The sequence below is a fragment of the Albimonas pacifica genome (assembly GCF_900113695.1).
GTDB lineage: Bacteria > Pseudomonadota > Alphaproteobacteria > Rhodobacterales > Rhodobacteraceae > Albimonas > Albimonas pacifica.
This window is the reverse complement of sequence record NZ_FOQH01000011.1, coordinates 146,448-165,619: the sequence shown is the minus strand read 5'-3', so window position 1 is coordinate 165,619 and position 19,172 is coordinate 146,448. Positions and strand designations below refer to the sequence as shown.

The 19,172-nt window shown below is 73.4% G+C and carries 18 protein-coding genes; 9 read left to right on the top strand and 9 right to left on the bottom strand.

Going from position 1 to position 19,172, the window contains the following annotated elements:
- Positions 1 to 95 precede the first annotated feature (95 nt).
- Positions 96 to 1,247: an epoxide hydrolase family protein gene (locus BM064_RS22235; protein WP_092864151.1), complete on the bottom strand. Its 1,152-nt coding sequence runs from the start codon at positions 1,245 to 1,247 to the stop codon at positions 96 to 98.
- 192 nt (positions 1,248 to 1,439) lie between these two features.
- Here BM064_RS22235 and thpR point away from each other — a divergent pair, with 192 nt between their 5' ends.
- On the top strand, positions 1,440 to 1,979 hold the full coding sequence (gene thpR, locus BM064_RS22230; protein WP_092864148.1) for an RNA 2',3'-cyclic phosphodiesterase: 540 nt from the start codon (positions 1,440 to 1,442) through the stop codon (positions 1,977 to 1,979).
- A 70-nt stretch (positions 1,980 to 2,049) separates the two neighbouring features.
- Here thpR and BM064_RS28400 read toward each other — a convergent pair whose 3' ends face one another.
- Positions 2,050 to 2,175: a hypothetical protein gene (locus BM064_RS28400; protein ID WP_281244898.1), complete on the bottom strand. Its 126-nt coding sequence runs from the start codon at positions 2,173 to 2,175 to the stop codon at positions 2,050 to 2,052.
- 196 nt (positions 2,176 to 2,371) lie between these two features.
- Complete coding sequence (locus tag BM064_RS22225) at positions 2,372 to 2,593, bottom strand: DUF1127 domain-containing protein (protein ID WP_092864145.1); 222 nt, start codon at positions 2,591 to 2,593, stop codon at positions 2,372 to 2,374.
- A 125-nt stretch (positions 2,594 to 2,718) separates the two neighbouring features.
- On the opposite strand from BM064_RS22225, the gene BM064_RS22220 reads away from it, so the two are divergent.
- Positions 2,719 to 3,597 (top strand): LysR family transcriptional regulator, encoded by an 879-nt coding sequence (locus tag BM064_RS22220; protein WP_092864143.1) that lies wholly within the window; start codon positions 2,719 to 2,721, stop codon positions 3,595 to 3,597.
- Between the two features lie 155 nt (positions 3,598 to 3,752).
- Here BM064_RS22220 and BM064_RS22215 read toward each other — a convergent pair whose 3' ends face one another.
- The 3 genes from BM064_RS22215 to BM064_RS22205 form a co-directional block, all read right to left on the bottom strand.
- Positions 3,753 to 4,712 carry an NADPH:quinone oxidoreductase family protein gene (locus BM064_RS22215; protein WP_092864140.1) on the bottom strand — a complete coding sequence of 320 codons (960 nt, stop codon included), beginning with the start codon at positions 4,710 to 4,712 and terminating at the stop codon, positions 3,753 to 3,755.
- A 333-nt stretch (positions 4,713 to 5,045) separates the two neighbouring features.
- A complete protein-coding gene (locus BM064_RS22210; protein WP_092864137.1) occupies positions 5,046 to 5,306 on the bottom strand; it encodes a YjhX family toxin in 261 nt (86 codons plus the stop codon).
- Between the two features lie 146 nt (positions 5,307 to 5,452).
- Positions 5,453 to 5,941, bottom strand: a complete 489-nt coding sequence (locus BM064_RS22205) for an MOSC domain-containing protein (protein WP_092864134.1) — start codon at positions 5,939 to 5,941, stop codon at positions 5,453 to 5,455.
- A gap of 140 nt (positions 5,942 to 6,081) precedes the next feature.
- Here BM064_RS22205 and purU point away from each other — a divergent pair, with 140 nt between their 5' ends.
- The 7 genes from purU (at position 6,082) to BM064_RS22170 (ending at position 15,724) form a co-directional block, all read left to right on the top strand.
- The gene (gene purU / locus BM064_RS22200; RefSeq protein WP_092864131.1) at positions 6,082 to 6,951 is read left to right on the top strand and encodes a formyltetrahydrofolate deformylase; all 870 of its coding nucleotides are present in this window, start codon (positions 6,082 to 6,084) and stop codon (positions 6,949 to 6,951) included.
- 396 nt (positions 6,952 to 7,347) lie between these two features.
- The gene (locus tag BM064_RS22195; protein WP_092864127.1) at positions 7,348 to 8,106 is read left to right on the top strand and encodes an SDR family NAD(P)-dependent oxidoreductase; all 759 of its coding nucleotides are present in this window, start codon (positions 7,348 to 7,350) and stop codon (positions 8,104 to 8,106) included.
- Positions 8,107 to 8,342: 236 nt separating this feature from the next.
- Positions 8,343 to 9,542 carry a M24 family metallopeptidase gene (locus tag BM064_RS22190; RefSeq protein ID WP_092864123.1) on the top strand — a complete coding sequence of 400 codons (1,200 nt, stop codon included), beginning with the start codon at positions 8,343 to 8,345 and terminating at the stop codon, positions 9,540 to 9,542.
- A 640-nt stretch (positions 9,543 to 10,182) separates the two neighbouring features.
- Entirely contained in the window at positions 10,183 to 12,825 is a 2,643-nt protein-coding gene (gene ppdK / locus BM064_RS22185; RefSeq protein WP_177236368.1) for a pyruvate, phosphate dikinase, read from the top strand.
- A complete protein-coding gene (locus BM064_RS22180; RefSeq protein ID WP_218161104.1) occupies positions 12,822 to 13,811 on the top strand; it encodes an ArgK/MeaB family GTPase in 990 nt (329 codons plus the stop codon). Before ppdK ends, BM064_RS22180 begins: the two co-directional genes overlap by 4 nt.
- A 391-nt stretch (positions 13,812 to 14,202) precedes the next feature.
- Entirely contained in the window at positions 14,203 to 14,781 is a 579-nt protein-coding gene (locus tag BM064_RS22175; protein WP_177236374.1) for a cell wall hydrolase, read from the top strand.
- A gap of 199 nt (positions 14,782 to 14,980) precedes the next feature.
- Positions 14,981 to 15,724 (top strand): hypothetical protein, encoded by a 744-nt coding sequence (locus BM064_RS22170; RefSeq protein WP_092864117.1) that lies wholly within the window; start codon positions 14,981 to 14,983, stop codon positions 15,722 to 15,724.
- 171 nt (positions 15,725 to 15,895) lie between these two features.
- Here BM064_RS22170 and mutT read toward each other — a convergent pair whose 3' ends face one another.
- From mutT to BM064_RS22155, 3 genes are all read right to left on the bottom strand, one after another.
- Entirely contained in the window at positions 15,896 to 16,318 is a 423-nt protein-coding gene (gene mutT, locus BM064_RS22165) for an 8-oxo-dGTP diphosphatase MutT (protein ID WP_092864114.1), read from the bottom strand.
- Positions 16,319 to 16,322: 4 nt separating this feature from the next.
- Positions 16,323 to 17,789, bottom strand: a complete 1,467-nt coding sequence (gene argJ, locus BM064_RS22160) for a bifunctional glutamate N-acetyltransferase/amino-acid acetyltransferase ArgJ (RefSeq protein ID WP_092864111.1) — start codon at positions 17,787 to 17,789, stop codon at positions 16,323 to 16,325.
- Between the two features lie 260 nt (positions 17,790 to 18,049).
- On the bottom strand, positions 18,050 to 18,988 hold the full coding sequence (locus tag BM064_RS22155; protein WP_092864108.1) for a peptidylprolyl isomerase: 939 nt from the start codon (positions 18,986 to 18,988) through the stop codon (positions 18,050 to 18,052).
- Between the last annotated feature and the right edge of the window lie 184 nt (positions 18,989 to 19,172).

Genomic DNA, 19,172 nt, shown 5'->3' with positions numbered 1-19,172 from the left:
GTCGCGCGCCGCCGCCCGAAGGGACGTGCGCATGAAAACGCCCTGCGCGCGGGGCGCAGGGCGCGGCGTCTTCGGCGGCGGCGCCTTCGCCCGCGTCAGCGGAACGGGCGGAAGGCCTCGCGCACCTCGCGCACGAAGATCTCCGGCTGCTCGAAGGCGGCGAAGTGGCCGCCCTTCTCGACCTCGGTCCAGCGGCGGATGTCGGTGTAGACCTTCTCGCACCAGGACCGCGGGGCCGGCACGATTTCCCGCGGGAACACGGTCGCCATGGTCGGGATGTCCACCTGCGGGGGCCGCCTGCGGAAGCTCTCCCAGTAGAGCCGGGCCGAGGAGCCGCCCGCCCCCGGCAGCCAGTACATCATGATGTTGTCGAGCATCTCGTCCTTGGAGACCACGCTCTCCGGATCGCCGTCGTTGTCGGTCCAGGCGTGCATCTTCTCGTAGATCCAGGCCGCCTGGCCGACGGGGCTGTCGACCAGCGCATAGCCCAGCGTCTGGGGCTTGGTGGACTGGATGCGGGAATAGCCGGTGTGCTCGTGGCGATGGGCGCGGTTGCGCTCCAGCGCCCGCTTCTCCGCCGGGCCGGGGTTGGGATCGTCCCGCTCGGGCACGAAGCTGGGCATGTTGAGGTGGATCGCCTCCAGCCCCTGCGCGCGGATATGGCCGAGCTGCGTGGTCACCGCCGCCCCCCAGTCGCCGCCCTGCGCGACCCAGGCGTCGTAGCCCAGTCGGCGCATCAGCTCCTCCCAGGCTTTGGCGATCTTCTCGACCCCCCAGCCGGTCTCGGTCGGCTTGTCGGAGAAGCCGTAGCCGGGCAGGGAGGGCGCGATCACGTGGAACGCGTCCCGCGGATCGCCGCCATGGGCGGCGGGGTCGGTCAGCGGGCCGATGATGCGCGCGAACTCGACCACCGAGCCGGGCCAGCCGTGGGTGATCAGCAGGGGCTTCGCGTCCGGCACGGGGGATCGCGCGTGGATCACGTGGAAGCCGAGCCCGTCGATCACGGTGCGGTAGGAGCCGAAGCCGTTCAGCATCGCCTCGCACCGCCGCCAGTCGTAGGCGTGGCGCCAGTGGTCGACCAGCGCGCGCACCTTGGCCAGCGGCGCGCCCTGGACCCAGCCGCCGGGGGCGGGCTCGGCCTCGGGCCAGCGGGTGCGGTCGATGCGGGCGTGAAGATCGTCCAGTTCGGACTGGGGCACGGCGATGGGCCAGGGGACGACGGCGTCGTCCCGGGTCGCGTCGGTCATCGAGTTCCTCCCTATCGGACGTCGGGCGTCCGTTTCGCGTCGCGACGACATTGGACCGCGGGCAGGGCGGCCTCAAGCCTCTCGCGGACGCGGCGTCGGGCTTGATCGCGGGGGAGGGGCGGGGTTCAGTGCGGGGGCCGGGGCCGCGGCCCCGCCGATCCGTCGCCAGCCGCCCGACGCCGGGACCCGCCCATGATCCGCGCCTTCGTCGCCCTGCCGATCCCCGACCCCCTGCGCGAGCGCCTGGAAGAGCTGGGCGAGGATGTCGACGAGGGCCGCCCCGTCGACGGGGAGAACCTGCACCTGACGCTCGCCTTCCTCGGCGAGCGGCGCCCGGAGCTGCTGGAGGACGTGGCGGTGGAGTTCGAATCGCTCGCGCCCCCCGCCCCCACGGTCGAGCTGCGGGGCGTGGGCGCCTTCGGCGCCGGGCGGCCGCGCTCGGCCCATGTCGAGGTGAAGGCGGACCCGGCGCTGTCGGGCCTGCGGGACGCGATTCGCCGGGCCTGCCGGCGCGGCGGGCTGGAGCTGCCGCACGCGCGCTTCACGCCCCATGTCACGGTCGCGCGCTTCTCGACCCGCGCCCCGGCGGGCGAGGGGCTGGCGCGCTGGCTGGCGCGCAACGCCGGGTTCGCGGCCGCGCCGTTCCGGCCGGCGGCCGCGGTGCTCTACCGTTCGGACCTGGGTCCGGACGGGCCGATCTACCGGGAGTTGCTGGAAATTCCGCTGGGCTGAGCCCGGCGAGGGCGCGCAGACCGGCGCGCACGGGGCGGGCCGGCGCGCTGGCGCCCGGCCCCGGGGACCGTCACCAGCCGTAGCGCCAGGCGAGCTCGCGGCGCATCTTCGCCTCGGCCAGAGTCAGGCGCACGCTCCAGCGCCCGACCCGCCGGTCGCGCTGAGCCCGTCGCCACATGTTGGTCCTGCCGTTCATCATCCGGCGCTCCCCGAAACACCCAATCGCTGGTGCACCCCATCTACGCCGGCCGCGTTACTCAATAACGACGGGCGCGTGAACCCTTCACGCGCCCGGTTATCTTTCACGTCCGGTAAAAGAAAGGTTGCCGTTGCGTCGGCGCCGCATCCCGCGGCCCTTTCTCATCGCGCCGATCCCGACGCGCCCGCCACGATCAGCGCCAGCCCTGCGGCGCGTCCCAGAAAGGGCGGTCGGCCTCGTTGCGCGCGAGGTCGCCGTCGAGGCCGATGTCGCGAAGCTGCTCCGGGGTCAGGCGCGCGAGCGCCTTGCGCTGCCGGGCCACTTCCCGCATCTCCATGAAGCGGGAGACGAACCCGAAGACGCCGACGCCGCGGGGCGCGGCAGGCGCGCGGGTCGCGATAGCCGTGTTGGTCATGTTCTCTCTCCATTCACCGATCGTGATGCTCAACGTAGGCTGCATCACCGTCGTTGATGCATATGGAGAGGCGTGTTACATTCCGCAAACGAATGGTTTTGACGGCCCGCATCACGGAGCGTGATATGCCCAGGAATCTCGACATCACCGCCCTGCGCAGCTTCGCCATGGTCGCGGAGGCCGGCGGCGTGACCAAGGCCGCGGCCCGGCTGCACCTGACCCAGTCGGCCGTGTCCATGCAGCTGAAACGGCTGGAGGAATCGATCGGTCTGCCGCTTCTGGACCGCTCCGGACGGGCCCCCCAGCTCACCTCCCAGGGGGAGCTTCTGCTGTCCTACGCGCGCCGCATGATCGCGCTCAACGACGAGGCCTGGGGCCGCCTGACCGGCCAGGCCTTCGAGGGCGAGATCACGCTCGGCGTGCCCGCCGACATCGTCTATCCCCACATCCCGCGCGTCCTGCAGCGGTTCAGCCGCGAGTTCCCGCGGGTGAAGGTGACGCTGGTCAGCTCCTACACCCGCCGCCTGCACGCGCTGCGCGAGCGGGGCGAGGCGGACCTGATCCTGACCACCGAGCACACCTCCCGCCCCGGCGCGGAACTGCTCGAGCGCGCCTCCCTCGTCTGGGTCGGCGCGCCCGGCGGCCACGCCTGGAAGGCGCGCCCCCTGCGGCTGGCCTTCGAGAACAACTGCATCTTCCGCGCCTCGGTGCAGGAGGCGCTGGACGACGCCGGCATCCCCTGGGAGATGGCGGTGGAATCCGAGACCACCCGCACCATCGAGGCCTCGGTCTCCGCCGATCTCGCCGTCCACGCCGTCATCGAGACCGCCGCCCAGCGCCACCTCGAGGTGATCCGCCACGGCGGCGCGCTGCCCGAGCTGCCCGAATACCTGATCAACATGTATCGCGCCGACGGCGGCCCCAACCCGCTGGTCGACCGGCTGGCCGAGTTCGTCGAGGACGCCTACCGCGGCGCCCCCGACCGGGCGCTCGCCGCCGAGTAGGCGCTCTCCTCGCCGCGTCGCGACCGGCGGCCGGCCGCGCGAGGCCCCGGGTCAAGCCCGGGGCGCCCGCGGCCGAAGCCTCGCGCTCTCAGGCGCGGGGGCCTCCTGGCCGGCGGCGATAGGCCACGGGTCGGGCCCGGCGCGCGCGCCCGGTCTCAGCCGATCCGCACCACCACCTTGCCCGTCGCCGTGCGGTTGCGCAGCAGGTCGAGCCCGGCCTCCGCCTCCTCCAGCGGCAGCACGTTCGAGACATGGGGGGTCAGCTTGCCCTCGGACCACCAGGCGAAGAGCTGCGCGAGGCTGCCCGACAGCACCTCCGGCGCATGGGTCTTGTAGGCGCCGACCCAGAAGCCGATGGCGGTCAGGTTCTTGACCAGCAGGAGGTTGGCGGGGATCTGGGGAACCTCGCCCGAGGCGAAGCCGATCGGCAGCAGCCGCGCCCCGAAGCGGCAGGACCGGAACGCCGCCGTCCATTGATCGCCCCCCACCGCGTCGTAGACGACGTCGAGACCGCCGAGGCCGAGGCAGACCTCCCTTATGTCCTGGGTCTCGGAGTCCAGCAGGTGGTCGGCGCCGGCGCGACGGGCGATCTCCAGCCGCTCGGCCCCGCGCGCGCAGGCGATCACCTCGGCGCCCATCAGCTTGCCGATCTCGACCGCCGTCAGGCCGACGCCGCCGGCCGCGCCGGTGACCAGCAGCCGCTCGCCGGGGCGCATCTTCGCGAGATGGTCGAGCGCCACGTGCGACGTGCCGTAGGCCACCTGGAACGAAGCCGCGGCCTCGGGGCTCATTCCCTCGGGCGCCGGGGTGCAGAGGCGCGCGTCGGCGAGCGTGAACTCCGCCAGCCCTTCGCCCACCAGCGCGGCCACGCGGTCGCCGCGGGCGAGGCCCTCGACCCCCTCGCCCAGCGCGTCGACGATCCCGCAGACCTCGCCCCCCAGGGCGCTCGGCAGCGTCTTCTTCTCCTGGTAGCGGCCCTTCACGTGGAGCGTGTCGGCGAAGTTCAGCCCGCAGGCCTCCACCCGCAGGCGGACCTCGCCGGGGGCGGGGACGGGGGGCTCGATCTCATCGAGACGCAGGCGTTCGTTCAGGGCGTGAAGGCGCATGGCGCGCATAGGGGGGCCTCCCGTTGGTCTTTGGGGGGAGACTGCCGGAGGGGGCGCGGGGGGGGAAGGGGGCAGGACGCTCCTGACTCACCAGAGAACAAAGCGCCCGCGCCTGCTCTCCGGATCCGTCTCTCGCTTCTGATGCCTGAGCGACCCGCCCGCCGGGGTCAAGGACAAGCCCGCCTGCGGCGGGTCGCTGCGCGATCCTTGACCCCGGCGGGCGAGTCGCTCTGATCGGCATCAGCGAGAGACGGCTCCGGAGAACAGGCGCTCCCGGGGGGGCTTGCCGCGCGGGGGCCTGGGGCAGGGGGCGGTAGGCGCCCCGCAGGGCGCCTCCCGGCGTCAGGCGCGGTTGTCCGGCTGGGCGCGCACGGCCAGGCGACCGTCGCGGGTCAGCCGGTAGGGGCCGCCCGCGTGGGAGACGATCCAGCCGCGACGCACCAGCCGGCGGAACACGGCCATGTCGCCGTCCTCCAGCCGCCAGCCCTCCCGCGTGACGCAGTCGACGGAGAGGGGTTTGCCGTTCGGGCCGCGCTCGACCCTGAGCGCGCCGCCGCGGGCGAGGGCGTGCAGCACGCGCTGCTCGCGTTTCGAGATGTTCATGAGGGGAGAAGTCCGCACAGACGAGTCCGGACCGCGCCGTCGTGGGACGGGCGGCGGGCGAAGACGTCAGCGCTCTACAATCTCCAGCATCCACGCTCCTTGGGGGTGCGGGGCGAATATGGGCGGGCGCGGAGCCCCGATCAAGCTCAGGGCGCCGCGGAGTCGTCCAGCGGGATCACGGCGTCGCCCAGGCGCAACGCGCCGGGGACGAGGACCTCGGCCGTCATCCCCCCGTGTCCACGCATCGCCGAGTGGCCGCCCGGCCCCAGCGCCGCCTCCATCCGCGAGCAGGGGGCGCAGGGGCCGGCGATGCGCAGCACCGCGCCGCCGAGCTGCACCCGACGTCCGCGCAGGGCGGCGAGGTTGATCCCCGCCACCGCCAGGTTGCGGCGCAGGTCGGCGAAGCCGGCTTCCGGCGCACGGGCGAGCGCGCGGACCGGGTCCAGGTGCTCGGCCTGGATCAGGGTCACGGCGCGGGCGCCGGGGCGGGCGTGGTCGCCGACGAGGCCGGAGGCGCCGATCTCGGCGGCCTCGACCTCGATCACGGGGCCGCGCCGCGCAGGCCGCAGGCCGATCCATCGGACCCGCCCCGGCCCCGCATGGCGGGCGATCATCTCGGCCAGCCGTCCCTGCATCGCATTCTCCGCAATCCGCGACCGGCGAGGTCGCTTCCGTATCGTCGCCCGCCGCTCATGGCTCTGGCGCCGGGCGCCCGGATCGTCATAGTCCCGCCACCCGGCCAAGACGCGCCGCCCGGAACCGCAGAGGATCCTCCATGACCGGACCCGACGACACCCGCCAGTTCGTGCTCAACCTCAGCTGCGACGACAAGCCGGGCATCGTCGCCGCGATCACGACCGAGCTCGCCTCGATCGGCGGCAACATCGAGGAATCCAACCAGTTCCGCGACCCGGTGATGAACCGCTTCTTCATGCGCATCGCGTTCTGGGCGCCGATGCGGCTGACCGCCGACGACATCGACCGGGCCCTGCGCCCGGTGGTCGACCGCTACGAGATGCGCATCGCGCTGGGCGACAGCGCGCGGCGGCCGAAGATCGTCGTCATGGTCTCGAAGTTCGACCACGCCATGCAGCACCTGCTCTACCAGATCCGGGTGGGCTGGCTGGACGCCGAGGTGGCGGCCATCGTCTCGAACCACGAGGACAGCCGCGCCGACGCCGAGCGCGAGGGCATCCCCTACCACTGCTGGAAGGTGACCCGGGACAACAAGGCCGAGCAGGAGGCCCGGCTGCTGGAGCTGGTCAAGGACAGCGGCGCCGACCTGGTGGTCCTGGCGCGCTACATGCAGGTGCTGTCGGACGGGCTGTCGAAGCGGCTCTACGGCAAGGTGATCAACATCCACCACTCGTTCCTGCCCAGCTTCAAGGGCGCCAAGCCCTATCACCAGGCCTACGAACGCGGCGTGAAGCTGATCGGGGCGACCGCGCATTACGTGACCCCCGACCTCGACGAGGGTCCGATCATCGAGCAGGAGACGGTGCGCGTCACCCACGCCATGTCCGCCGACGACTTCGTGGCCGAGGGGCGCGACGTGGAATCCCGCGTCCTCGCCCATGCCGTGAAGGCGCATCTCGAGCGTCGGGTCATGCTCAACGGTCACAAGACGGTGGTCTTCTCCAAGTGACCCCCCGCCGCGGCGGCGCCCCGACGGCGCCGCCGTCCGCCCCGGCCGGCCACGAGCCCTGCCGGGAGCGCCTGTTCTCCGGAGCCGTCCGTCGCTGATGCCGATCAGAGCGACTCGCCCGAAGGGGTCAAGGATCGCGAAGCGACCGCGCTTGCGCGGCTTGTCCTTGACCCCTTCGGGCGAGTCGCTCAGGCATCGTCGGCGACGGACGGCTGCGGAGGACAGGCGCGGCTTGTTCTCTGGTGAGTCCAGAAGCGCCCTTCCACGGGCGTCAGCCCGTCCGCGCGCGAAGCGCGCGCATGCCCAGCCCGCCCGCAGGGCGCCTCCTCTCCCTTGACCCGGCCCGCCGTCGCCGGTCTCTGGTCCCCCTGACCCGAACGCGCCGGAGGCCGCCCGATGACCGACACCCCATCCTTCCGCCTAGACGGCCGCCGCGCCGCGGTGACCGGCGCGGGGCGCGGCCTCGGGGTCGCGATGGCCAAGGCGTTGGCCGAGGCGGGGGCGGAGGTGACGCTGATCGCGCGCTCCGCCCCCGAGATCGAGGCCGCCGCGCAGGCGATCCGCGACGCCGGCGGCAAGGCCGAGGCCGTGGTCCTCGACGTCACGGACCTCAAGGCCGTGCGGGCCTTCTTCGACGCCCGCCCCGCCTTCCACGCGCTGGTCAACAATGCCGGCTCGGCGCGGCACGCCAGCTTCCTGGACGTCGAGGAGGCCGATTTCGACGCCGTCTTCGACCTCAACGTCCGCGCCGCCTTCTTCACCGCCCAGGCCGCCGCCCGGCGGATGGCGGCCGAGGGCGTCGCGGGCTCGATCGTCAACGTCTCCAGCCAGATGGGCCACGTCGGCGGGCCCGAGCGCTCGGTCTACTGCGCCTCCAAGCACGCGATGGAGGGGTTCACCAAGGCGATGGCGGTGGATTTCGCGGGCAGCGGCCTTCGCGCCAACACGCTCTGCCCCACCTTCGTGGTCACTCCCCTGACCGCGCCCTTCTTCGAGAGCGCCGCGTTCGTCGAGTTCGTCGGCCGCCGCATGCCCATGGGCAAGCCCGCGACGCCCGAGGACGTGGCGGCCGCGGCTGTGTTCCTGTGCTCGGACGCGTCGCGGATGATGACCGGCTCGGCGCTGAAGGTGGACGGAGGCTGGACCGCGGGCTGAGAGCGCCTGTCCCCGCCCCGAGCCGCCCGTTCAGGGGAGGGCGCCGTCGCCGGGCCGACCGGCGCAGGACGCGGCGCGGGCGCGGCGCAGGCCGGCGGGCGCGCGTCCCCGCCGCAGGCGGCGGCGCTTGAACCGTCCGGCGCGCCGACGCAGGGTCGGGGGGAAACTTCGTTCACGCGGACGAAACCCGCCTCCCGCAGGATCGGATCCGCCCGCCCCCGCCCCATGGAGCCCCGATGCCCGCCCAGGACCCCGCCTTCAGCGCCGCCGAATACGCCCGCCGCATCGCGCTGACCCGGGCCGAGATGCTCAAGCGCGGGCTGGATGCGCTCTACGTCCAGGACCCGTCCAACATGGCCTGGCTGACCGGCTACGACGGCTGGTCCTTCTACGTCCACCAGGGGGTGCTGGTCCTGCACGACTCGGACCCGATCTGGTGGGGCCGGCGCATGGACGCCGAGGGGGCCAAGCGCACCTGCTGGATCGGCGACGACCGTCTGCGCTCCTACAACGACGACTTCGTGCAGGCCATCGACCGCCACCCGATGCAGGACCTCGCCGCCCTGCTGCGCGAGCTGGGGCTGGGGCGGTCCTCCATCGGGGTGGAGCTCGACAACTACTACTATTCCGCCCGCGCCCACCTGACCCTGATCCACGAGCTGCCGGAGGCGGAGCTGCACGACGCCACCGCGCTGGTGAACTGGCTGCGGGCGGTGAAGTCGGACGAGGAGCTGACCTTCATGCGCCGCGCCGCCCGCATCTCGGAGGCGATGCAGGACGTGGCGCTCGAGATGATCGAGCCGGGGCTGCCCAAGAACAAGCTTTCGGCCGAGCTCTTCGCCACCGCGATCCGCGGGCTGAAGGACGAGACCGGCGAGGAGATCTGGGGCGACTACGCGGCCATCGTGCCGATGCTGCCCTCGGGGCCCGACAGCGCGGCGCCGCACCTGACCTGGGACGGGCGGCCGTTCCGGAAGGACGAGCCGACTTTCTTCGAGCTCTCGGGCTGCTACCGCCGCTATCACGCGCCGTTCTGCCGGACGGTCTACCTTGGCACGCCCCCCCAGGCGATGGCCGACGCCGCCAAGGCGGTGGCCGAGGGGATCGAGGCGGGGCTGGACGCGGGGCGCGCCGGCGCGCGGGCCTCGGACCTGGCGCGCGGGCTCTATTCGGCGCTGCACCGCGCGGGGCTGCACAAGGACGGGCGCTGCGGCTACGCGGTGGGGCTGAGCTATCCTCCCGACTGGGGCGAGCGGACGATCTCGCTGCGGCTCAACGACGACACGCCGCTGGCGCCGGGGATGACCTTCCACTTCATGCCGGCGATCTGGACCGAGAACTGGGGGCTGGAGATCACCGAGACCATCGTCATCACCGACGACGGGCCGGCCCAGTGCCTGTGCGACCGGCCGCGGGAGCTGTTCGTCAAGACCTGAGGAGGCGGGGACGCAGGCGCCCTGCGGGCGGGCTTGGCTGCGGGGCGATAGGGGGGGCGTTGGGGAGATGCTCAGCGGGGGAGCCTCCGGCGGGCTCCAGACTCACCCAAGAACAAGCCCGCGCCTGTTCTCCGGATCCGTCCATCGCTTGGATTGCCTGAGCGACTCGCCCGCCCCGGTCAAGGACAAGCCGCGCAAGCGCGGTCGCTTCGCGATCCTTGACCGGGGCGGGCGAGTCGCTCTGATCGGCATCCGCGATGGACGGCTCCGGAGAACAGGCGCTTTGCGAGGCAGGGCCAGCGGCGCGCCACGAGCGCCCGGGGCGGGCGTCGCGCCGAAGGCGCGCGGGGAAGGCGCTGCGCCGAAGGCGCGCGGGGAAGGCGCTGCGCCGAAGGCGCGCGGGGAAGGCGCTGCGCCGAAGGCGCGTGGGGAAGGCGTCGCGCGGAAGGCGCGCGCTGAAGGCGCTGCGCTGATCGCGGGGGCGGCGGGCCTTGCGCTGACGGCGCGCGGGGGCGGCGTTGCGGCGAAAGGCGGCGGGGGAACGAGGGCGCGCGGGGCGGGCGTGCGGGGGGCCTTCACTTCCCCTTTGGCGAATGCGACGATACTGTTGCTGCAAAGCACAAAAGGGGAAGGAGGCGCCGTGCGCGCCGAAACCGAGTTCTCGCGCGAGCTTTACGCGCCGATCGGTCCCGGCGGGGCCGAGGACGCCGCGCGCTACGGGCGCAAGGCGGCGAACCTGTCGCGCCTCGCGGGCCTCGGGATGCCGGTCAAGCCGGGCTTCGCGGTGGCCGCCGACGTGGTCTCGGCGCTCGCCGACCGCGGCGCCGCCGCGCTGGGCCCGGGCTTCGAGGCGGCGCTGGCCGAACTCGCCCCCGGCGCGCTGCTGGCCCTGCGCGCCTCGCCCGGGCGCAAGGAATGGGGCGGGCCCGCGACACTCCTGAACCTCGGCGCCTCGGTCGAGGGGCTGGAGCCGCGCATCGGCCCCTGCGCCGCCCGCGACGCCACCCGCCGCCTGATCCACGCCTTCGCCGTCCATGTCGGGGGCGCGGACCCCGAGGCCTTCGAATACGCGCTCCACGACCTGCTCAAGGCCCATGGCGCGGACAGCGAGCACGACCTCGACGCCGACCAGCTCGACGAGCTGATCGAGACCTTCCTCGACCTGCACGAGGAGGAGACGGGCGATCCGTTCCCCGCCTCGCCCGCCGCCCAGCTCGCCGCGGCCATGGGGGCGATGGCACGGACCTGGGCCTCGACCTCCGCCCGGCTGCTGCGCGTCTCGCGCGGCGGGCCGGAGCAGGGGGGGCTCGCCCTGATCGTGCAGGAGATGGCGCTGGGGCTGGGCGCCGGGCTCTCGGGCGCCGGCCGCGCCGCCTTCCGCTCCGAGCGCTCCGGGGCGCCGGGGATCGAGGGGCGGATGCTGTTCCAGGCCCAGGGCAACGACGCGCTCGCCGGCCTGCGCACCCCGCGCCTGATCGGCGCGGCGGAGCGGGGCGAGGCGGGGGTGCGCGACCCCTCGCTGGAGGAGGCCGCGCCCGAGATCGCCGACCGCCTCCGCGCGCTGGGCGCGAAGGCCGAGCGCGCCTTCCAGGACGCCATGACGCTGGAGTTCACGCTGGAGGACGGGGAGCTGTTCGTCCTGGGCGCCGAGCCCACCCGGCGCAGCGCGCGGGCCTCGGTGCGCATCTCGGTCGACCTCGCCAAGACCGGGGCCATCAGCGAGGAGGACGCGGTGCTGCGGGTGGAGCCGCGCACGCTCTCCGAATTGCTGCACCCCACCATCGACCCGCGCGCGACCCGCGACCGCATCGCCCGCGGCCTGCCGGCGAGCCCCGGGGCCGCCTCGGGGCCCATCGTGTTCTCGGCCGAGGCCGCCGACGCCGCCGCCGCCCGCGGGGTACCCGCGGTGCTGGTGCGGGTCGAGACCAGCCCCGAGGACATCCGCGGCATGCATTCGGCCGCCGCGGTGCTGACGGTGCGCGGCGGCATGACCTCCCACGCCGCCGTGGTCGCGCGGGGGCTGGGGACGCCCTGCGTGGTCGGCTGCTCGGGCCTGTCGCTGGATCTGGAGGCGCGGGAGCTGACGGCGCCCGACGGGCGGGTGTTCCGCGAGGGCGACCAGATCACCGTCGACGGCGCCGCGGGCGAGGCGCTGGCCGGCGCCGCCCCCACCGTGCAGCCGGAGTTCTCGGGCGCGCTGGCCGAGCTGATGGGCTGGGCCGACCGCCTGCGCCGGATGCGGGTGCGCGCCAACGCCGACACCGCCCAGGACGCCCGCGTGGCGCTGGGCTTCGCCGCCGACGGCATCGGCCTGTGCCGCACCGAGCACATGTTCTTCGAAAAGGGCCGCATCACGCCCATGCGCCGCATGATCCTCGCCGACCGCGAGGCGGACCGGCGCGCGGCGCTCGAGGTGCTGCTGCCGATGCAGCGGGCGGATTTCATCGGCCTCTACCGCGTCATGCAGGGCCGCCCGGTCACCATCCGCCTGCTGGACCCGCCGCTGCACGAGTTCCTGCCGCATCCCGACGAGGAGATCGACGACCTCGCCGAAGTCACCGGCCTGACGCTGCGCCAGCTGCGCCGCCGCATCGCCGACATGCAGGAGTTCAACCCCATGCTCGGCAAGCGCGGCTGCCGGCTGGGCATCACCATGCCCGAGATCTACCAGATGCAGGCCCGCGCCATCTTCGAGGCGCTGGCGCAGAGCTGGACCGACGGCCCCCTGGTGCGCCCCGAGATCATGATCCCCCTGGTCTCCGCCCGCCGCGAGGCGAGCCTGATCCGCCGCGACATCGACCAGATCGCCGCCTCGGTGGCCGAGGAGACGGGCAAGGGGTTCTCCTACAAGATCGGGGTCATGGTCGAGACGCCGCGCGCGGCGCTGCGGGCGGGGGACCTGGCGGGGGACATGGATTTCCTCAGCTTCGGGACCAACGACCTGACCCAGATGACCTACGGGCTCAGCCGCGACGACGCCGGGCGCTTCATGCGCGACTACGTCAACTCGGGCGTCTTCGCCGAGGATCCGTTCCACTCCCTCGACATCGAGGGGGTCGGAGAGCTGATGATGATCGCCCGCGACCGCGCCCGCGAGACGCGCATCGACATACCGCTCGGCCTGTGCGGCGAGCACGGGGGCGACCCCGCCTCGATCCGCTTCTGCGAGGCGGCGGGGTTCGACTACGTCTCCTGCTCGCCGTTCCGGGTGCCCATCGCGCGGCTGGCCTGCGCCCAGGCCACCGTCCTGCAACGCCGCCTCCAGGAGGAAGCCGAGGCTTGACCGAAGCGCCTGCGACCGACGCCCCCGTCTCCGCCGACGGCGAGGCCCTGCTGCGCGCGATCCGCGAGGGCGGCAAGCCCGCGCTCGCCCGCGCGCTGGCCCGCATCGAGGCCCGCCCCGAGGCGCCCGAGACGCTGGCCCTGCTCGACGCCGCCCACCAGACCCCGCTGGGCCATGTCATCGGCCTGACCGGGCCGCCGGGGGTGGGCAAGAGCTCGCTCGCCAACCGGCTGGTGTCGTCCTGGCGGGGCAGGGGCAAGACGGTGGGGGTGATCGCGGTGGATCCGTCCTCGCGCCGCTCCCGCGGGGCGCTGCTGGGCGACCGCACCCGGATCGAGACCGATCCCGAGGACCGCGGCGTCTTCGTGCGCTCGATGGCCGCCCGCGACCGGCTCGGCGGGCTGGCGGAGCTGACCTACCCGGCGATGACCCTGATGCGGGCGCTGTATGACCGCGTGCTGGTCGAGACGGTGGGCGTGGGCCAGTCGGAGACCGAGATCGCCGACATGGCCGACACCGTGGCGCTGTGCGTGCAGCCGGCCTCGGGCGACAGCCTGCAGTTCATGAAATCGGGCGTGATGGAGGTGCCGCACCTGCTGATCGTCACCAAGGCCGACCTCGGCCAGCCGGCCCGCCGGGCGCTGGCCGATCTGAAGGGCGCCCTGTCGCTGGCCCCGCCCCGGCCCGACGGCTCGGAGCCGAAGGCCATCGCCTGCTCCTCGACCGAGCTGGAGGGGGCGGAGACCGCGGTCGAGGCGCTGGAGGCGCGCATCGCCGACGTGCCCTGGACGGTGCTGAAGGCCCAGCGCGACCGCAACGCGAAGGCCTGGGCCGAGCACGCGCTGCGCTCGCAATGGGGGCGCCGGGGGCTCGAGTCGGCGGCCCCGGACCTCGAATCACCGCGATTCGGCAACCGACCGTTTCAAACGGCGGGCCAGGCGATGGCAAGGCTCGAAAACAGCGTAAACGGGGTCTTGCGGCATTAACTCTTTTATCCCGCGATTTCAGACAATTAGCTGATAACCCCCCTGCATCCCTGCCTGCGGCAAGGGCATTCGCGCTGGATTCCGGGGCGCAGACCGTGATTACAGGCGCTCGAGACGAGATCACCACAACGACCGGAGAGGCCCGATGGCGCGCAAGCATCATCGCTGGACCGCCGGCCGCAAGGCGGCCGCGATCCTTCGTCCGCGAGCCCTCCTGGGCATCGCGATGCTGACAGGCGTGGCCCTTGCGGGCCCGATCCTGACGACCCAGAAAGCCCGCGCCGACGCGCCCAGCTTCGTCACCGCCGCCCTCGGGGCCGAGCGCGCGGCGCTCGCAGGCGTCATGCAGCGCCGTGGCGCGGTGGACCTCGACGCCGTCGAGGGCCGGGTCATGCCCCGCTCCTCGGGCGCGGGGAGCCTGGCGAACCTCGACCTGGCGGACCGCAACACGCTCGCCTCCCTGCAGCGGGGCGAGGACCGCACCGCGCTGGGCCTGGCGGGCGTCGCCGCGGGCCAGCAGTCCTGGGACGTCTTCGACCAGGCCAAGGCCGAGGGCGGGACCGAGTGGCGCTGCCTGGCCGAGGCGCTCTACTTCGAGGCCCGCGGCGAGAGCCTGGCCGGCCAGGTGGCCGTGGCCGAGGTGATCCTGAACCGCGTCGACGCCGCGGTGTTCCCCGACACGGTCTGCGGCGTGGTCCACCAGGGCGCCGCCTCGGGCAAGCTCCACGGCTGCCAGTTCTCCTACAACTGCGACGGCCGGCCCGAGCATATCTCCGAGACGGGCGCCTTCGACCAGGTCGGCCGCGTGGCGCGGGTGATGCTCGACGGCTGGGCCCGGACCCTGACGGACGGCGCGACCTACTACCACACCACCGCGGTGCGTCCGCGCTGGGCGCGCAAGTTCCACGAGACGGCGGCGATCGGTCCGCATGTCTTCTACCGGCGCCCGGACACCATCGCCCGCAACTGAGCCGGGCGGCGCGCCCCCGCCGGCGCGCGAATTGAGAACCGTTTCTTCTGAAACTGATCTGCGCGCGGGGTCGACGACTGTCGGCCCCGCGCGTTTCACGTTCGTAGTCTGTTGAAATCAACCTTAGGTTGACAACTTTGCGACGAGTTGATGAACATGGTCAGGCTCCATTCATGCCGAGCCGACGGAGACCTTGTCCATGCCCCACTTCCTGATCTTCCACGGACGCCTTCACGGCTTCGTCGGACGGATGCTGGACGAGGACTATTTCGCCCCCAGGGTGGCCGAGAACCGGCGCCTGCGGCTGGACGATCCGATGCACGGCGCGCGCTCGCGCTATCCCGAGGACATGGAGCCGCTGTCGGGGTCCATCCGCCTCGTCTCGGGCCTGCTGCCGTTCGGCTATCTCGACGGGATGCACGAGCGCATCATTCATGTCTGCGTGATGTCGGATCCGGAGGTGGCCTTCCTGCGCTTCGCCGCCGAACTGCGCGGGATGCCGCCGGGGGCGGTGCTGCGCCTCGCCGGCGTCCCGCGCGAGGCGCTGCCCTTCGACGATCCCGACGCGCTGGTGCCCCGGCTGCTGGCGGCGCCGGCGATCCGCCGCTCGCGGCTGGGGGGGATGACCCGGCTCTGCGCCGGGCTGCCGGCCCTCGAAGAGGCGCCTGCCGACGAGCGGCAGCTTCGCGCGGCGGAGGCGAACCTTGCGCGGGTGAACTTCCTGTGCGGGGTGGAGCCGCGGCTCGACAGTTTCCTCGACTATCTCGGCGGCATCTTCGGCTGGCCGCCGGCGCGCCCGGGCCTGGCCGACGACGTGCCCGCGCCGCTGGTCGCGCCCGAGGCGCTGGGGCCCGCCGCGCGGGCGGCGCTGCGGGCGGCCACCGACATCGACCGTCGCCTCTACGAACGACGCATGGACCGCAACGTGGCGAAGGTGGCCTGAGCGCCCGCCGCCGTCGTCCGAGACCGGCGTCCCTCGCAGGGGAACGAGGGCGCCGCGGGGGTCTGGGGCCCCCTCCGGCTGCGCGGCCGTCGCCGCGCCGGCCGGGTCCCGGCCCGGGTTCGGCCCGGCGTCGCGGCAGGACGCCCGGGGCCGGCGCCCGGGCCGGGACCCTTACAGCCAGTCGCGCAGGATCGGGATCAGCGGGACGTCCGCGGGCGGCATGGGATAGTCGCGCAGCGCCTCCGGACGCGCCCAGGCCAGGCGCTGCCCCTCGCGCGACTGCGGCGTCCCCTGCCACTTGCGGCAGATCCACAGCGGCATCAGCAGGTGGAAGTCGTCGTAGGCGTGCGAGGCGAAGGTCAGCGGCGCCAGGCAGCTCGTCCAGGTGCCGATGCCCAGCTCCTCGTGCAGCTCGCGCACCAGGCAGGCCTCCGGGGTCTCGCCGGGCTCGACCTTGCCGCCGGGGAATTCCCACAGGCCCGCCATCGACTTGCCCTCGGGCCGCTGGGCCAGCAGCACGCGGCCGTCCCGGTCGACCAGCGCGCAGGCGGCGACCAGGACGATCTTCTTCGGCGCAGGGGCCGCCTCGCTCACCCTGTCAGCTCCGGTAGTCGGCGTTGATGGTGATGTAGCCGTGCGTCAGGTCGCAGGTCCACACGGTCGCCTTGCCCTCGCCGATCCCGAGCTCGCAGGTGATGTCGAGCTCGGCGTTCTTCATGTAGGCGGCGCCGTCGGCCTCCTTGTAGGAGGGCGAGACCCAGCCCCCCTCGGCCACCACGATGTCGCCGAATCGGATGCCGATGCGGTCGCGGTCGGCGGGCTCGCCGCACTTGCCCACGGCCATCACCACGCGGCCCCAGTTGGGGTCCTCGCCGGCGATGGCGGTCTTGACCAGCGGGCTGTTGGCGATGGCGAGCGCCACCTTCTTCGCCGACTTGTCGGACTTCGCGCCGGTGACGGTGACCGAGACGAACTTCGTCGCCCCCTCGCCGTCGCGCACGATCTGCTGGGCGAGGTCGCGCAGCACCCGCTCCAGCGCCGCGGCGAACTCCGCCGCGCGGGGGTCGCGGCGCGACGTGATCGGCTCCATCGGCGCGCGGCCGGTGGCGGCGACCAGCACCGTGTCGGAGGTCGAGGTGTCGCTGTCGACCGTCACCGCGTTGAAGGTCCGCTCGGTCGCCTCCGAGAGCATCTTCTGCAGCACGTCGCGCTCGATGGCGGCGTCGGTGAAGACGAAGCCCAGCATCGTCGCCATGTCCGGCGCGATCATGCCCGAGCCCTTGCAGAAGCCCGCGATGGTCACCCGCTGGCCGCCCAGCGGCAGCACCTCGGCCGCGCCCTTGGGGAAGGTGTCGGTGGTCATGATCGCGCGGGCCGCGTCCTCGCCCGCGTCCTCGTGGAGGTTGGCGTTCAGCTCCTCGAGCTTGGCGGCGATCTTCTCATGGGGCAGGGGCTCGCCGATGACGCCGGTCGAGGCCATCCACACGCCCGACTTCGGCGCGCCGGTGGCCTTGGCGACGGCGGCGGCGAGCGCCTCGACGGCCTCGACCCCGTTGCGCCCGGTGAAGGCGTTGGAGTTGCCGGAGTTCACCAGGATCGCCTGCGGCCCCTTCACCGGGGCGGCGTCGCGCAGCGCCTCGCACCACAGCACGGGCGCGGAGCGGGTGGAGGATCGGGTGAACACGCCCGCCACGGCCGAGCCGGGGGCGAGCATCGCCAGCATCACGTCGCGCCGGCCCTTGTAGCGCACGTTGGCCTCGGCGGCGGCGAAGCGCACGCCGGCCACGGGCGGCAGGTCGGGGAAGGCGGCGGGCGCCAGCGGCGAGACCGGCGGCGGGTTTTTTTTCTTCGGCGCGGCCTCGGCGGCGGCGGGGGCCGCGGTCGCCTGGGGGGCCGTCGCCGGGGCGGCGGCCGCGGCGGCCGTGGCCAGCGTCGCCTCCAGCGCCGCGACCTCGGCCTTCAGCGCGGCCAGGCGCTCCAGCGCGCCCTCCAGCGTGCCGGCGGGGGCGGCGGCCGCGAGGGCCTTCGCCTTCTTCGACTTCTTCTTCTTGTCGTCCTTGGCCATGCCTGCGTCCCCTGCCTCGTCGACCCGGGTCGCCGCGCGGAGGCTTCCGCCGCGGGCGTCCCGCGCGTCCCGGCGCGGGGCCCCGGCGTGGAATTTCCACGCGAAAAGGGCGGGACCGCGCCGTCGCGATCCCGCCCTCTTGCCATGTCCTCGCGGCGGGGAGAAGCCCGTTCAGGCCCCCGGCCGGGGTGTTTGGCCTGCGCTCCACGCGCGCAGGGCCGGGTCCCGCAGGGGGCGGGACCCGGGGCTTGCGCGCCGCCTCAGCGGTTGGGCGCGAGCAGGTCGTCGCGGCGGATCGCCGAGGGGTCGGGCAGCTCGTCCGACATCTCGATCTCGGCGCCGGCGCGCAGCTCCTCGACCTTCTGGGTGGCCGCGGTGCGGGCGGCCTCCTGGGCGAGCTCCTGGCGCATCTCCTCGAAGGTCGGCACGGGGGCCTCGCGCTGGTCGGTGACCAGGATCAGGTGCCAGCCGAACTGGGTCTCGACCGGGCCCACGACCACGCCCTGCTCGGCGCCGAAGGCGGCCTCGGCGAAGGCGGGGACCATCTGGCCCTCGTCGAACCAGCCGAGATCGCCGCCGCGGTCCTTGGTGCCGTCGGTGCCGTGCTGCTGGGCGAGCTCGGCGAAGTCGGCGCCGCCGTCGAGCTCGGCCTTGATCTCGTCGGCCAGGGCCTTGTCCTCGACCAGGATGTGCGAGGCGCGGATCTCCGGCGTCGGCTCCATCTCCGCGGCCTTCTCCTCGTAGAGCGCGCGCAGCGCCTCCTCGGTGGTGGCGTCGGCGATGACCTTGCCCATCTCGGACTCGGCCAGATACGAGGTGCGCGCGATCTCGGCGTGGATGGCCGCGATCGGGTCGTCGCCGCGGCCGGCCTCCTCGGCCTGCTGGGCGAGCAGGGCCTGCACCACCGCCTGGTCGATCAGCGCGGGCATCAGCTGCGCGTCGGGCAGCTGCTGGTACTGCTGGGGCAGGGACGAGCGGGCGATGATCACCTCGGCCAGCGTCACCGGCTTTCCGTTCACCGTCGCCACGACCATGTCGGGCGTCGCCTCGGGCGCGGCGGCGGGGGCCTCGCCGGCGGCCGGGGCCTGGGTCTGGGTCTGGCTCTGGTCCTGGGCGAAGGCCGGGGCCAGCCCCAGCGGCATCAGCGCGGCGGCCGCGACGGCGAGGGCCGCGGCGCGGCGCTGGCGGACGATGGGCATATGGAGAACTCCCTTTCGTGGAGACGCCTTCTTTCGAGGCGAGGGTCATCGGGTTCGCGGGGGGTGACCTGTAGGCTCCGCCGGCCGGGTTCAAGGCCGGCGGGGGAAACCGCCGCGCCCCGCAAGGGTGCGGCCGCAGGGTCCTGACAGGCGAAACGGGCGGGATCGGGGCGGTTGTGGGACC